Annotated in this window: 10 protein-coding genes; 7 read left to right on the top strand and 3 right to left on the bottom strand. The window is 74.1% G+C overall.

Translation table 11 applies throughout. From position 1 onward, the window contains the following. Positions 1 to 99: 99 nt before the first annotated feature. From ACIQMJ_RS38200 to ACIQMJ_RS38185, 4 genes are all read left to right on the top strand, one after another. Positions 100 to 2,367, top strand: coding sequence for a GH92 family glycosyl hydrolase (locus ACIQMJ_RS38200; RefSeq protein WP_499765940.1), 2,268 nt, complete (start codon positions 100 to 102; stop codon positions 2,365 to 2,367). Continuing rightward, positions 2,364 to 3,629, top strand: coding sequence for a glycosyltransferase (locus ACIQMJ_RS38195; RefSeq protein ID WP_499765898.1), 1,266 nt, complete (start codon positions 2,364 to 2,366; stop codon positions 3,627 to 3,629). The genes ACIQMJ_RS38200 and ACIQMJ_RS38195 overlap by 4 nt, the downstream gene beginning before the upstream one ends. Before the next feature lie 51 nt (positions 3,630 to 3,680). Further along, complete coding sequence (locus ACIQMJ_RS38190) at positions 3,681 to 4,193, top strand: DUF1360 domain-containing protein (protein ID WP_499765897.1); 513 nt, start codon at positions 3,681 to 3,683, stop codon at positions 4,191 to 4,193. Between the two features lie 105 nt (positions 4,194 to 4,298). Continuing rightward, entirely contained in the window at positions 4,299 to 5,663 is a 1,365-nt protein-coding gene (locus tag ACIQMJ_RS38185; RefSeq protein WP_499765896.1) for an MFS transporter, read from the top strand. Here the strand turns inward: ACIQMJ_RS38185 and ACIQMJ_RS38180 are convergent. Genes ACIQMJ_RS38180 through ACIQMJ_RS38170 form a run of 3 tightly spaced genes read right to left on the bottom strand, consistent with a single transcriptional unit; the run spans position 5,639 to position 9,569 of the window. Continuing rightward, positions 5,639 to 7,042 (bottom strand): FAD-dependent monooxygenase, encoded by a 1,404-nt coding sequence (locus tag ACIQMJ_RS38180; protein WP_499765895.1) that lies wholly within the window; start codon positions 7,040 to 7,042, stop codon positions 5,639 to 5,641. The two genes, ACIQMJ_RS38185 and ACIQMJ_RS38180, sit on opposite strands and share 25 nt — an antisense overlap. Before the next feature lies 1 nt (position 7,043). Further along, a complete protein-coding gene (locus tag ACIQMJ_RS38175) occupies positions 7,044 to 8,822 on the bottom strand; it encodes an MAB_1171c family putative transporter (RefSeq protein WP_499765894.1) in 1,779 nt (592 codons plus the stop codon). 21 nt (positions 8,823 to 8,843) lie between these two features. Next, positions 8,844 to 9,569 carry a hypothetical protein gene (locus ACIQMJ_RS38170; protein ID WP_499765893.1) on the bottom strand — a complete coding sequence of 242 codons (726 nt, stop codon included), beginning with the start codon at positions 9,567 to 9,569 and terminating at the stop codon, positions 8,844 to 8,846. A 431-nt stretch (positions 9,570 to 10,000) separates the two neighbouring features. On the opposite strand from ACIQMJ_RS38170, the gene ACIQMJ_RS38165 reads away from it, so the two are divergent. From ACIQMJ_RS38165 to ACIQMJ_RS38155, 3 genes are all read left to right on the top strand, one after another. Beyond that, positions 10,001 to 10,951 (top strand): universal stress protein, encoded by a 951-nt coding sequence (locus ACIQMJ_RS38165; protein ID WP_499765892.1) that lies wholly within the window; start codon positions 10,001 to 10,003, stop codon positions 10,949 to 10,951. A 59-nt stretch (positions 10,952 to 11,010) separates the two neighbouring features. Further along, positions 11,011 to 12,333, top strand: coding sequence for a M20/M25/M40 family metallo-hydrolase (locus tag ACIQMJ_RS38160; RefSeq protein ID WP_499765939.1), 1,323 nt, complete (start codon positions 11,011 to 11,013; stop codon positions 12,331 to 12,333). A 644-nt stretch (positions 12,334 to 12,977) separates the two neighbouring features. Continuing rightward, entirely contained in the window at positions 12,978 to 13,547 is a 570-nt protein-coding gene (locus tag ACIQMJ_RS38155; RefSeq protein WP_499765891.1) for a hypothetical protein, read from the top strand. Positions 13,548 to 13,554 lie beyond the last annotated feature (7 nt).

The raw sequence follows: 13,554 nt of genomic DNA, 5'->3' as shown, positions 1-13,554 counted from the left end.
CGATGCCGTGACCCGGACCGGTGAACGCGCGTCACACGTTCCCACCGAGTTCACGCGGCGGAAACCACCGGTGGCGCCGCGCCGACCTACAGTCGCGCCATCCTGGACGAGATCGATCCCTTCATCGGCACGGCGGCGACCTCCCTGCCCGCGGCGCAGGGTCTCGCCGCTACCTGGTGGTGGCCGAAAGCGCAGATCGGCAACACCCACCCGGGTGCGACCTCGCCGCTCGGCATGGTGTCGGCCTGCGCCTACTCCGGGGCCTACCCGACGGGCTACGGCCGGTACACGAAGAACACCGAGGGCCTGCCGGAGGAGATGTTCGACGGGTCGCGGGCGTCCGGCTTCACCCACTTCCAGCAGTCCGGCACCGGCGCGATCCGCAAGTACTACAACTACGTCCGGGTGACCCCGATGGTGCAGCAGCTGGACGCGCTCGGCCAGTCCTGGCCGCTGCACGAGGAGGTCGCCGAGGCCGGGTACTACGCGGCCACGCTCGACACCGGCATCCGCTGCGAGATCACCGTCGGCGCGAAGGTCGCGGTCCACCGGTACACGTTCCCCGAGCACCGCGGCGCGCGCGTGGTGGTGGACCTGTCGTGCGGCGGCCTGGCCATCGACCACGGCCGCACGGTGCCGCTGCGCGCGCACGTGGAGAGCCTGGGCCACGGCCGGGCGCAGGGCACGGTCGTGGTGGAGGGCGTGCCGCTGTCGGTGCACGTCGAGGTCGACTCGCCGGGCTGGCGGCAGATGCTCTGGCACGACCGGCGGCTCATCGAGGGCGGCACGCGGCTCGACTTCGACCGCATCCGGCAGACCACGCTGCGCCCGTTCGGCCTGCTGTTCCTCGGGCCGACCGACGCCGGGCAGACCGTGGAGGTGCGGATCGGCTTCTCCCTGCGCGGCTGCGAGCAGGCCCGGGACAACCTGCACCGCGAGTGCGGGCCGCACCCGCCCGCGTTCGACGCCACCCGCGAGCGCACCGCGGACCGGTGGCGCGACCACGTGGGCCGCGTCGAGGTCGAGGGCGGCACGCCCGCCAGGCGGCAGGTGTTCGCCACCGCCCTGTACCACTCGCTGATCAAGCCGTGCTTCGCCGACGACGAGAGCCCGTTCTGGCCGACGTCCGGGCCGTTCGCGTTCGACGTCTGCACGATGTGGGACATCTACAAGACCCAGGTGCCGCTGCTCGCGGCGATCGTGCCGGACCGGGCGGTGGACCTGCTGGAGTCGCTGGTCCGGGTGTGCGAGGAGGAGGGCAACTTCCCGATCGGCTACCGGATGGCGCGGGGCGCGGACCGGTTCTTCCGGCAGGCCAGCGCCCTGGTGCACACCGCGTTGGCGGACGCGCACGCGCTGGGCCTCGGCGACCTGGACTGGCACTGGGCGTTGGTGCACATGGAAGCCGACCTGCGCCGGCTGTACGGCGAGGACTTCTACGAGCACGGCGTCGTGCACCCGATCTCGCACACCTTGGACCTCGCCTACGCCTACCACTGCACGGCGGGCGTGGCGCGGGCGCTGGGCGACGGCCGCCTCGCCGACGACCTCGCCGCCCGCAGCCGGCTGTGGACCAACGCGTTCGACCCGGCCACGGGCCTGCTGCGCGACTCGTCGTTCTACGAGGGCGGCAAGTGGAACTACTCGTTCCGGCTGCTGCACGACATGGCCGGGCGGATCGCGCTGGCGGGCGGCGACGAGGCGTTCGTGGCGATGCTGGACGCGTTCTTCGGCTTCGGCGCGACCCCGGTGGTGCAGCCCGGCCGGCGGCCCGACCCGGCGGAGATGGCGGTCGGCTACTCGCTGAACCGGTTCGAGGGCCTCAACAACGAGCCGGACATGGAAGCGCCCTGGTCCTACCACTACGCGGGCCGGCCCGACCGCACGGCCGAGGTCGTGCACGCGGCGCTGACCTGGCAGTTCGGCACCGGTCCCGGCGGGCTGCCCGGCAACGACGACTCCGGCGGCCTGAGCTCCTGGTACGTGTGGGCCTCGCTGGGGCTGTTCCCGGTCGCCGGGCAGGGCTTGTTCCTGGTCAACGCGCCCGCGTTCGCCCGCGCCACGCTCCACGTCGGCGACCGGGAGTTCGTCGTGGAGACCACGGGACACCGGGAGACGCCGATCAGCTCCGACGGGCTGGACCGCGCGCCGCCACCGCAGTACGTGCGGTCCGCCCGGCTCAACGGCCGACCGCTGGACGTGGCGCACCTGCGCGCCGCGGACGTCCACGCGGGCGGACGGCTGCAACTCGACCTCGGCCCGGAGCCGTCGGCGTGGGGCCGCCGGGTCCGGCCGCCGTCGCTGTCCGATCCCGCACCGACCGATCCCGCACCGCCCCACCCCTTCGCACCGGGAGCCCGCACATGAGCAGGCCGAACCGCCGCCTCGTCATCGTGGTCCGCGCCGATCCGGTGATCTGCGGCCACTCCGGCGAGGCCCGCAACCTCGCCGAGGTCGCCCTGACCCGCGGCTTCGACGACGTGCGGCTGCTGACGTGGCCGATACCGGCGCTCCAGGCGGCGGGGCTGCCGCTGAAGCCCCTGGACCGCATCACGCCCTACAGCGCGGGCATCACCGTGGAGCGGCCGGAGCCGGTCGGCGACTACCGGGTGCCCGACGGCCGGTACCTGGCCGGGCTCACCGGCCGGTTGGTCGAGCTGCTCGCCGAACCGGTGCCGACCACGTGCCTGTCGATGTACCTCGTGCCGCACACGGCGGTCGTGGGCGACGCCGTGGCGGCGGCGCGGGCGGCCGGGTTCGGGCCCGACGTGCGCACCATCGCCAAGGCGGTCGGCTCCGACGTCACCAACGTCATCCGCTCGTGCCTGCGCGAAGGGCGGTTCGGGGCGGCGGTGGCGCTGTTCACCACGTTCCTGGCCAACGACCGGGTGATCGCGGTGTCGGAGTACACCCGGCAGGAGATCGTCGCCGCCGCCGAGGCCGTCGACGCGCACTGCGGCACGCGGCTGGCCGAGGAGTGCCGGGCGCGGGTCGCGGTGAGCTACCCGCCGATCGACACGTCCGCGTACCTGGACCTCGACCCCGCGCGGGTCGACGCCGCCCTGGCGCGCCGCGGCCTCGACCGCGACGGGTACGTGCTGTTCCTGTCCCGGGTGGCACGCGCCAAGGGCGTGCACGACCTGGTGGCGGCTTTCGCCCGGTCGCGCTCGCGGTCGCGGGTCAAGCTGGTGATCGCCGGGAGCGGTCCGGCGCTGGCCGAGGTGCGGGCGCTCACCCGGGACGACGACCGGGTGGTGCTGCTGTCCGACGTGGACGACGACGAGAAGCCGCTGCTGATGCGCGGCTGCGCCGCCTACGCGCTGCCGACCAGGCCGGAGCCGGACTTCGTGGAGACATTCGGCATCGCGTTGACCGAGAAGATGCTGGCGGGCGGCGGTCCGGTGATCACGACCACCACCGGCGGCACGGGCGAGGCGGTTGGTGGCACGGCCATCACCGTGCCCGCCGGCGACGTCGCCGCCATCGCCGCCGCGATCGACCGCGCGGTGCTGGAGCTGTCGGCCGAGGAGCGCCGGTCCCTGGCCGACCGGGCACGGGCGCACGCCCTGTCGTTCGACCGGGTGCGGGTGTTCGACGACCTGTTCGCCGCCGCGCCCGCCACGGGGTGAACGGGGCCGCGACGCGCGTTTGAACCGGCGGCGCACGGCTACACCTGAGCCATGCCGATCACCGACGTCTTCCGGCGGGTCAGCGCCGCCTACTCCGCCGGCGAGCAGCGCCCCCTGCGGGGATACCTGGCGACCCTCTGCTCCTACAGCGCGCTCGTCGTCGGGGCGACCGCGATCGGCCGGCGGACCGGCGTGCGGCTGCCCGAACGGGTCGCCGTCCGCGATGTCGCGCTGCTGTCGCTGGCCACGCACAAGGCGAGCCGCCTGCTGACCAAGGGCGCCGTGACCAGCGTGCTGCGCGCGCCGCTCACCCGGTTCGACGGGCCGGCGGGCGCGGCGGAGGTGAACGAGTCGGTGCGCGGCGAGGGGGTCCGGCACGCGGCCGGCGAGCTGGTGACCTGCCCGTTCTGCTCCGGGGTGTGGATCGCCAGCGCGCTCACCGCCGGCATGGTGTTCGCGCCGCGGGCCACCCGGCTGGTCGCGACCACGTTGTCCGCCGTCGCCGTGTCGGACTGGCTGCACGTCGTCGACAGCAAGCTCAAGGACACCGCCGACGAGAGCTGACCGCGTGATCGCGCAACTCGCGGGAGGCGTCGAGCCGTCGTCGTTAGTCTGATCATCTGCGACTACGGCGGGGGTGGCGGCATTCAAGGCGACGGTGTCGGTGTGGTGGCCGAGGGGGACGGTCCGGGTGGGGCCGGGACGTCCACGGCGCGCCGGGCGCGCGAGGTGCTGGCCATCGGGCCGTTCCGGCGGCTCTGGGGCGTGACGTTCCTGTGCAGCGTGGGCGACTGGTTGTCCCTGCTCGCGTTGACCGGGCTGGTCACGAAACTGGCCGCCGGGTACGGCTGGGAGGGGTTCGCGCTCAGCGCGGTGGTGCTGACCCAGTTGCTGCCGGGTGTGCTGTTCGCGCCGCTGGGCGGGGTGCTGGCGGACCGGTTCGACCGGCGCAAGGTGATGGTGGTCTGCGACCTCGCGCGCGGCGGGCTGTTCCTGTCGATCGCGCTGGTCGGCACGGCGTGGTGGCTGTTCGTCGCGAACTTCCTGGTCGGCTGCTGCGCGATGCTGTGGATCCCGGCCAAGGACTCGGCCGTGCCCAACCTGCTGCGCCGGCCCGACCAGGTCGACACGGCCAACCAGCTCGGCCTGGTGATGACCTACGGCATCGCCACGGTCAGCGGGTTCGGCCTGTACTCGCTGATCGCGGGCATCCCCGGCTACCTCGGCGTGCGCGACGGCGACCTGGAGTTCCGGATCGCGCTCATCGCCGTGGCCGCGAACGGTCTGCTCTACCTCTCGTCGGCGGTGCTGATCGCGGTGCGCGTCCCGGAGCTGTCCGGTCGGGCCACCCGCCGGGAGGAGCGCGGCGGCCCCGGTTTCGCGGTGATGATGCGCGACGGCCTGCGGCACGCGTGGCGGACGCCGCTGCTGCGCGGCCTCGTGATCGGCATGACCGGCGCGTTCGCCGCGGCCGGCGGGGTGATCGGCAGCGCCCGGCTCTACGCGACCAGCCTCGGCGGCGGCGAGAGCGCCTACGCCACCCTGTTCATCGCGGTGTTCCTCGGCCTGGCGGCGGGCATGGCGACCGCGCCGAAGCTGTCCCGGACGCTGACCTACACCCGGCTTTTCGGCATCACGATCGTCGGCGCGGGCCTGGCCCTGGCCGTCGTGTCGCTCGCGCCGCACCTGTGGTTCGCGCTGGTCGCGGTCGCCGTGGTGGGCGGGTGCGCGGGGGTCGCGTTCCTCACCGGGCTCACCATCATCGGCACGCGGGTCGAGGACTCGATGCGCGGCCGGATGGTCGCGCTGGTGCAGTCGCTGATGAAGGTGGTGCTCGGCCTGTCGACCGTGCTCGGCCCGCTGCTGGTGACCCTGGTGGGCCCGACGGTCGTGACCGTCTTCGACCGCTCGTTCGACGTGGACGCCACCCGGCCCGTGCTGCTGGGCGCGGGAGCGCTCGCGGCCGTCGTCGGCCTGGTGTCGTACCGGCAGATGGACGAGCGCGCCCCTCAGTCCACTTCGGGCGCCCGGTGACGCGGGTCGGCGGTCAGCGCTCGGGACTCCGCCTCGGTCAGCGGCACGTCGTGCGCCGGCGGGCGGCCCGGACCGCGCACCGCGCCGAGGACCACGCGCGGTGACAGCAGGAGCGTCCACAGCGGCTTGGACAGGGTGTAGGCGTCGATCTGGGCCCGGGTGACGGCCGGACGGCCGGTGGCGGCGAGCACGAGCCGGTCGAGGTAGTGCTCCCGGAGGAGGGCGAGCCCGCCGCGCGTGGGCCCGATCGTGTCGGGGTAGCGCAGGTCCTGGGCGACGGCCATCTGCCACGGGTCGTCGATCACGCGCGCGAACCGCCGCTGGAGCCGCCCGGCCGCGCCGCCGCCGAGCCCGTGGCGGGCCAGGCCGTCCCGCAACGCCACCGCCTGGCGTGCCGCGACCGTCATGCCGTGCCCGTACACGGGGTTGAACGTGCAGGCGGCGTCGCCCATCACGACGAACCCGCGGGGCCAGGGGGAGAGGCGTTCGTAGCGGCGACGGCGGTTGACCGTGGCGTGGAACGCGAACGGCCGGGTGAGCGGTTCGGCGGCGCTGATGAAGTCGGCGATGACGGGGTGGCGCAGGCCGCGAGCGAACGCCAGGAACTCCTCCGGCCCGGTTCCCGGCTCACCGCCGCGCGTGCCCGCGAGGCTGACGATCCACCGCCGGCCCTCGATCGGCACCAGCGCGCCGCCCTGGCAGAACCGGGACGTCCTCGGGTCGGCCTGGACGCTGATGCCCGGGAACCCCTCGCCCGCGCCGGGAGGCATGCGGTACAGGCAGGTCGCGTAGACCAGGCCGGAGTCGACGCGGTCGTCGCGCACGGGCGGCAGGCCGAGGTCGGCGAGCCAGGAGTCGGCGTGCGAACCCCGGCCGGTCGCGTCGACCACGAAGTCGGCCTCGACGTCGCGCTCCACGCCGGTGGCGCGGTCGCGCACGCGTGCCCCGGCGACCTCGGCGCGGTCGCCGAGCAGCCCGACCACGTCGGTGGCCTCGGTCAGCTCGACCCGGTCCCGCACCCGTCGTCGGACCGCGTCGTCGAGCAGGGCGCGGCTGCACCCGAGCACGAACCGCATCTCGGCCAGCCGGGGCAGCCAGCCCGACTGGGTGAGCACGAGCAGGCGATCGGGCAGGCCGAGGTGCTGCGCGCCGGCGTCGAGCAGGCTCGCGGTGAGTCCGGGCAGCAGGTCGTCCAGCGCCCGGCAGCCGCCGGCCATGAGGACGTGCGCGTGCCTGCCGTGCGGCACGCCCTTGCGGTCGCCGCCGGTGAAGCGGTCCCGGTCCACGACGGTGACGCGGTCCGCGTGGGCGGAGAGGACGGACGCGGCGAGCATCCCGGCCAGGCCGCCGCCCAGGACCAGCGCGTGGGTGCCCGTCACGTCAGCTCCTCCCGGGCGCGGTCGCCCGGTCCGCGTCGGCCAGCGCGTCGGCCACGACCCGGCCGTCGAACGCCTCGGCCACCAGCACCAGCCAGGTGCGCTCGCCGGCGAACGCGTGCTCGGCCGCGAGAGGTTCGTCCTGGTCGGACGGTGCCTCACCGGTCGTCGTGACGCCACGCGCGCGGGCCGCCAGCGCCGCCTTGATCCACGCGGCCTCGGTCGCCGCCCGCACCTCCTGCTCGCCCGCGCCGTGTTCGGCCGCGCGCCGCGCCACCGCGTCCGCCACCACCGGGTCACGCCCCGCCCGCAGCCGGTGCAGCCAGTCGTTGATCTCGATCACCCGCCAGAACAGCCGGTGCTCGGGGTCGAACCGCTCGCGCGGCGTCACCGGCACGTGCCGCATGGTCGGGTCGACAGCCCGCAGCGCACGCCACAGCGGGCGCAGCGGCGCGTGGTCCCGGACCGCGTCGCGAACCCGGGTCACCCGCTCGCGCCACAGCGTCAGCCGCGGTCCCCACGCGGCGATGCTCGCACCGATCACGACCACCGGCACGGCGAGCGTGAGCGTCCGGGGCGCGGCCACGCCCCACGCGTCCAGCTCCGCGCCCACCCACCTGCCGACGACCGCGACCAGGACGAGGACGGCGTAGACCGATCCGATGAGCACGCCGACCGCGTTGAGCCGCAACCCGCGCCGCAGCCACGGCTGGTCGGGCGGTGTCTCGTCGGCCCACAGCCGGCACAACCGGGCCACGTTGAGCATCCCGGCCAGGTACGTGACGTGGTAGAGCACCAGCAGCTCGGCCAGGTACGGCGTGTCCGCGAACGCCACGGGGAAGTCGCCGTGGTGCTCCTCGTCGGGCGATCCCAGCGCGAACAGCGCGACCACCGCGCCCAGCACGAACGCCGAGGCGACGAGCACCCGCCGGGTCGTCCGCCAGGCCCGCGCGGGCGGGTGCCGCCAGTACAGCAGCATGGCCTGGTTCGCCGCCACGAACGCCACGCCGAAGCCGTACACCAGCAGCACGGACAGGTTCGGCACGCCGGTGAGCCGGTCCACGCCCTGTCCCACGACCGGCGCGAGGAACACGAACGCGGGCGCGGCCGTCACGCACGCCAGGCAGATCGGCAGCACCGCGGGCCGCAGCTCGGGCGGCGCCCGCCGGTACGCCCGGTACTTGTGCGCCAGCAGCGCCAGCACGCCCAGGGCGCTGAGCAGGTACTGGACGTCAGCCACGGTGGCCCCGCTCGGGTACCCGAACGTGTACCAGGCCCGCGTCGCCAGGTCGTCCCCGTCCGGTCGCGCCGGTTCGTGCGGCTGCCGCCCCGCCCGGTCGAGCAACGCCCGGGTCAGCACGCCCGCGACCCGGTCGGCCTCGCGCTCGTCCCGGCGCGACAGGTCGGTGCGGCCCGCCAGGATGCGCAGCATGGCCGGCGACAGGTCCGGGAACAGCAGCCGGCGGCCCTCCTCGGCGTCGAGCCGCGGCGGCCGGTGCCCGCAGAGCATGTGCGCGATCTCGTGCGTCAGGATGAGCAGCCGGTGCACCCAGCTGCGGGCCGTGGTCACGATGATCACGTGCACCTCGTCCTCGGTGACGGCCCACAACCCGCTCGTGCCGCCCGCGCCGAGGTCTTCGAACCGCAGCACGATCTCCCGCCGCATCCGCCGCGCCACCACCTCGCACAGCCGCACGCACACCGCCTCGGTGGTCGCCGACCCGTCGAGGTCCAGTTCGCGGATGAGCCCGTCGCGCAGCTCCCGCAACTCCTTCGCCTTCACCCGACCACCACCAAGGGGACGTCAGCGGGTCTCGTCATCGGCCACCACGTCCGGTTCCAGTGCTTTTCTGATGGCGTCCTCGGCCGCGACGCCGGGGTGCAGCGCGCGCACGAGCGCGAGGAGGATCTTGTTGCGCACGCCGGGCGGAGGGGGTTGTTCCGCGGTGCGCAGGATGACCGTGTTCACGCCGAGCCGGTCCATGGCCAGCCGGGTCTCCAGCTGCTCGTCCACCCGGGCCGCCAGCTCGTCGTCGAAGAAGTACGCGGGCGCGGCGCCGAACGCCTCGGCCAGCCCGAGGACGTGCTTGAGCCTGGGGTTGTCGCTGGTGCCGGCCAGCAGCTCGCGGATGTAGTTGGCCGAGATCGAGCCGTGGGGTCCGCCGCTGATCCGGGCCGCGACCTCCTCCGGCGAGAACGGGCCGCGCTGGGGCGGGTACACGGTGGCGAACAGGTGCTTGAGCGCGCCGCGCCGCCACGCGGGCCGCTCGCCCTCGTGCAGCCGCGTGCGTCCACCCACGAAGCACGCCGGGTGCACGCCCAGGGCGCTGGCCAGGCCCTCGATCGTGCGGCACGTGGGGTTGTCCTTGTCGCCGCGGCGCAGCTGCGAGATGTAGGTGTGCGTGATCTCGCCGCCGTCGAGCCGGATGCGCTCGGCCAGTTCCACGTTCGTGAACCGCGGCCGGTCACCGGGACGCAGGCACAGCTCGTCCAGGATCTCGGCGAAGAGCCGCTGCCCGCCCGCGGTCATGGTCACCCCTCGTACGCACGACTGCTTCACCCCGCAAGCAGTTCCACTGCGGGTGGCAGGGCAGAAGCTACTCCGCACCAGCAGTTGATTCCAGGGTGGGGGCGGCAGTAGCCTGGCCGCGGCGGTTCCACTGCTGTTGGGGGCAGGCGGCGTCGGCATCCTGTGAGAGTGGAACGGTAGAAGGGCCGGCTGCGCGGTGCGGCGAGATCCCGGTGACCACGCCGGTCGTCACCAGGCCCTGCGGTTGTGCCGCCGCCTCCGCCACGGCGGCACGCACTGAGGGGTGCGCAGGGCCGAGGGATCTCGTGGGCGACCGCGGGTCCGTGGGCGAGCGCGCGATCACCCCGGAAAACCCGTCGACCACGTGTCGGGTCCGCCCGGCTCGGCTACCCCGGTGACGTCGGGATCACGCCGAGTGCCGGAGGTGGGCGATGACCAGCCCGGACATCCTGAAGAGCCCGGAGAGCGCGATCGGCCGGGGCGCGGTGGTCGTCGGGTTCGACGGCTCGCAGCGGTCGCGGCAGGCCGCGCGCTGGGCGGCGCGGGAGGCCGCGAGCCGCGGGGTGCGCCTGGTCGTCGTGAACGTGATCCGCGGGCCGTTCCCCGAGGTGGTGGTGACGCCGGTGTCGATGCCGCTGCCGCAGCTGGTCGGCGAGCAGGCGGTGCGCGCGTACACCAAGGACCACCTCGCCGAGCTCGCCGCCGAGTGCGAGCAGGTCGCGCCCGGCGTCGAGGTGGACACCCGCGCGTTCGACGGCCACCCGGCCGCCGTGCTGGCCGAGGCGGGCCGCGAAGCGCTGCTGCTCGTCGTCGGCTCGTCCGGCGCCACCGGCCTGGCCCGGGTGTTCGCCGGCTCCGTGACCGCGGACCTGGCGCACCACTTCACCGGACCCCTGGTGGTCGTCCGGGACACCGAGGACGACGATCCCGAGGACGACGACGGCCGGGTGGTGGTCGGGGTCGACGGGTCCGAGCCGAGCGACCGCGCGATCGAGTTCGCGGTGGACCACGTGGCGCGGCACGGCGGCGTCCTGGTCGGCGTGCACGCCACGACCGGCCTGCCGGTGGACGCGATGGCGCCGGGCGGCGCGTGGGGGCAGGGGCTGGGCCTCGGCCTGGACGTCGAGCAGCTCCGGTCGGCCGCGGACGCCCTGGTCGCCCAGGCGCTGGCCGGCCCGCTCGCCCGCCGCCCGGAGGTCCGGGCGGAACGGGTGGTGTCGCTCGCCCGGCCCGCCCAGGCGCTGGCCGAGCACGCCGAGCACGCGTCGCTGCTGGTCGTCGGCAGCCACGGCCACGGCCCGGTGCGGCGCGCGCTGCTCGGCTCGGTCAGCCACGCCATGCTCCACCACGCGCCCTGCCCGTTGGCCGTCGTGCGCGGCTGACGGTGCCGAGCACCGGGACCCGGATCGGGCGCGGATGGTAGGAAGTCCTGGTGAGTAACTTGGATGACGGGGCCGGGCTGCGGCTCGCGCAGGACGAGGTCGTGTCGCTGGCCAGCGAGTTGATCAGGATCGACACGACCAACACGGGGGATCCGGCCACGGTCGTCGGCGAGCGCGCGGCCGCCGAGTGGGTCGCGGAGAAGCTGGGCGAGGTCGGCTACGAGACCACCTACGTCGAATCCGGGGCCAAGGGCCGCGGCAACGTGATCGCCCGCCTGGCCGGCGCGGACCCGTCCCGGGGCGCGCTGCTGGTGCACGGTCACCTGGACGTGGTGCCCGCCGACGCCTCCGAGTGGTCGGTGCACCCGTTCTCCGGCGCGGTCCAGGACGGGTACGTGTGGGGCCGCGGCGCGGTCGACATGAAGGACATGGTAGCGATGACCCTCGCGATCGCGCGCCGGTTCAAGCGCGACGGCATCGTGCCGCCCCGCGACATCGTGTTCGCGTTCCTGGCCGACGAGGAGGCGGGCGGCCTGTTCGGCGCCAAGTGGCTGGTGGACAACCGGCCCGAGCTGTTCGAGGGCGTCACCGAGGCGATCAGCGAGGTCGGTGGCTTCTCCATCACGCTCAAGGACGACGTCCGGGCCTACCTGGTCGAGACCGCGGAGAAGGGCATCCGGTGGCTCAAGCTGCGGGTGCGCGGCACCGCGGGCCACGGCTCGATGATCCACAACGACAACGCGGTGGCCAAGCTCGCCGCGGCGGTCACCAAGCTGGGTCAGCACCGGTTCCCGGTGGTGCTCTCGCCGTCCGTGCGCGAATTCCTGGCCGGGGTCTCGGAGATCACCGGCTTGGACTTCCCCGAGGACGACCTGGAGGGCTCGATCGGCAAGCTCGGCGCGCTGTCGCGGATGATCGGCGCGACGCTGCGCGACACGGCCAACCCGACCATGCTGTCCGCCGGGTACAAGGCCAACGTGATCCCGTCGGTCGCCGAGGCCACTGTGGACTGCCGCATCCTGCCCGGCCGCGAGGAGGCGTTCGACCGCGAGCTGGCCGAGCTGCTGGGCCCGGACGTGGAGCGCGAGTGGCTGGGCCTGCCGCCGGTGGAGACCACGTTCGACGGCGCGCTGGTCGACGCGATGACCGCGTCCATCACCGCCGAGGACCCCGGGGCGAAGGTGCTGCCCTACATGCTGTCCGGCGGCACCGACGCCAAGTCGTTCCAGCAGCTGGGCATCCGCAACTTCGGCTTCGCGCCGCTGAAGCTGCCCGCCGACCTCGACTTCTCCGGGCTGTTCCACGGCGTGGACGAGCGCGTGCCGGTCGACGCCCTCCAGTTCGGCGTCCGCGTGCTGGACCGCTTCCTGCGCAACTCGTGACAGCGGGGGCGCCGCCCGTCCCGCACGGGCGGCGCCCCCATTCGTCCGACCGCATTATTCGTGGCGGCGACGCCGCGGAATTCGTCCGATCGAATGCAGGTTCCGGCCAATGGCGAGTTCGCCGGAACCACCGCCTCGATACTGCTCGGATCGGTTCCGAGGGGGAACGAGGCGAAGATGAACGATCCTGTGTTCCGCGGTGCCCACGTGTTGCCGTCCGTCATCCGGGACCTCGTGGACCGCCCGAGGTGGAAGCCGCGCCGAGGTCGGGACGGGCTGCGCGGCGACCGCCCGCTGCCGCTGCTGTGCGTGCTCGGCGAGGTCGACGGGAACGACGTGCCGAAGGCGCTGGACCTCCGCCTGGAGGGCACCGACGCCCAGCGCAAGCGGAAGGTGCCGCACGCCCACGTGGACGTGGCGCAGGCCGCGCACACCGCTCGGGAGCACTGGTCCGGGGTCGAGCGGGAGGCGCCGCTGCTGCCGCTGCTCGACGTGCTGCACAGCCGGTTGCCGGCCGACCGCTTCGGCCGCGACAAGCTGCGCTCGTTCCGCCACTACCGGTTGGTCGACTGGCTCAGCGGCCGGCAGTTGCCGCCGCCGCAGAACATCCACGACAACCGCGCGATCGTGCGCGAGCTGCGCGAGTGGTACGCCGCGGCGGACTGCAGATCAGCGACCTCGCCGACTGGATCGCCAAGCTCGACGCACAGCCCGCCGCGCCCGACGCCGCGCACCCCGGCGCGCGTCCCCTGGTCGAGTTCTGCACCGGGCACCGCAGGGTGCGGGAGCGGGTCACCGGCCCCGGCCGGGTGGCGGACTTCGCCCGGCTGCTCGCCGAGTCCGGCGACCACATGCCGTGGCCGGGTGAGCGGATCGGGCTCGCCTACGACGCGGCGAGCCTGTTCGAGGCGGCCGCGCGGGAGAACCGGACCCGGTCCAGGGTGCCCAACCCCGACCCCGCGGCGCCGTCGACCGGCCTGCGCCCCACCGTGCACCGGGCGGCGATCGCCCAGGAGCTGCGCGAGCCCGACGACTTCGAGGGCGCGACCGGCCCGTTCGACTTCGCGCGGTCCAGGACCGGTCTCACCCGACCGCTGGCCATCCTGACCATCTCCGACCTGCACGACCTGGCCGAGGTGCCGAGCTGCGTCTACGAGATCAGCAGGCCGGCCGACCCGGCGGCACCCCGCCCGTGGGGCACGCCCGACTGCTGAACCACCG

Origin of the sequence: Actinosynnema sp. NPDC091369 (assembly GCF_044757065.1) — a bacterium.
Taxonomy (GTDB): domain Bacteria; phylum Actinomycetota; class Actinomycetes; order Mycobacteriales; family Pseudonocardiaceae; genus Actinosynnema.
The sequence above is the reverse complement of the archived record's forward strand: the minus strand, read 5'-3'. Positions and strand labels throughout refer to the sequence as shown.